The 1,246-nt window shown below is 54.3% G+C and carries 1 protein-coding gene; it reads right to left on the bottom strand.

Annotated features, from left to right (window positions below; translation table 11 throughout):
* Positions 1-239: 239 nt before the first annotated feature.
* The gene (locus tag E1297_RS01690; protein ID WP_155133092.1) at positions 240-1,196 is read right to left on the bottom strand and encodes a DUF4357 domain-containing protein; all 957 of its coding nucleotides are present in this window, start codon (positions 1,194-1,196) and stop codon (positions 240-242) included.
* Positions 1,197-1,246 lie beyond the last annotated feature (50 nt).

Here is a 1,246-nt window from a genome sequence, read left to right as displayed (position 1 = left end):
GAGCGGGCCCAGGAGAGCTACGAGCACTTCGTTGCCGCCTGGCAGCCGCGCCCGAAGGCCGGTCGCAGCGATGCTTCTCGGGCACCACGAGGTGAGCAGAACAGGGGGGCGACCGCCTCACCTCGGCAGGACTCCGATGGGTCGCCCGACGACGCTTCCAGCCGACACGCCGCGCTTCGCCACGAGGTCGACCGCACGACTGAAGGATAGCACGCCGACGCAGAAAGGTCTTGTCGATGTCATCCGTTGAATGGAGTGTCCCGATCCATGTCATAAGCATCATCGGACCAGTCGATGTCGCCTCCCACATCGGTGAAAATCACATTGTCATCTAACATGAACTGGAGCCGTTTCTGCCCTTCAGCTCCGGTAGGCAAATGAATTTTGTAGATCCTCGAACGGCGGGACAAGCGACCATCCCCGTTCTCGTCCCCCTTGTCCAGCCGCGCCCGTTCACTGATGCGCTTGAATGCCCCGTCATGTGGCTCAAGGCTAAAACCGGCGCTCGCAGTGTCTTCACCTATTTGATTACTTTCAGTGGACGGCCGAAGGCCTTCGACGAACTCTTCATAGGAAAAAGACTGATGGAAGGTCACAAACTCGATTTGACCGGCTGCAACAAGCTGCTTGTATTCGTTCATCAGCTCGGCACGGCCTTGGCTTGCAAGTTCGCGCGCCTGTGCCTCGCCAATACACAAGCTGACAGCTTCCAGAGCCGTCTGATAGGTTTTTCCGGTTCCGGGAGGGCCGTAAAGAATAAGATTGGTTGTCATGTTTCCGTGAACTGATACGCTTGATTTTGTTTCGGTTTGCGCAGTTTCCAGGGCTTCAATGTCTACATTTTCACCGGAATATGCGGCCAGGAAAGTTTTCAGTGTTTCACCCTGCTCGCTCTTCCATGCCTCCCGACCACTACAATTTCCGTCCTTGATTACCCCGCCGGCAGCAGACGCGCTTGTGAATTCATAGTCCTGAGCGAAACGATAAAGATCCGGCCTCACATCATCGACCAAGACACCTTCCGCAATGAGTTTATTTGTTAACGCTTGCTCCCTCTTCACACGAGGAGAGCCTGACTTCATTGCAGTAGAACCCATGAAAACCCTAAATTGCTTCCGGGTTTCACCACATGGGATACCACTTGCCTCTGCTGTTTCAGCTTGAAGATAAAAAATGGGAACAATATCACCGCCCATCTGGTCAGCCTTCCATTTCCTTCAAAGCACATACCGTATTCACCAACCGC

It is taken from the genome of Roseibium sp. RKSG952 (assembly GCF_009711355.1).
The sequence above is the reverse complement of the archived record's forward strand: the minus strand, read 5'-3'. Positions and strand labels throughout refer to the sequence as shown.

Coding starts and splice junctions, on each gene's coding strand:
- E1297_RS01690 (WP_155133092.1), bottom strand. CDS start 1,196: ATGGGCGGTGATATTGTTCCCATTTTTTATCTTCAAGCTGAAACAGCA.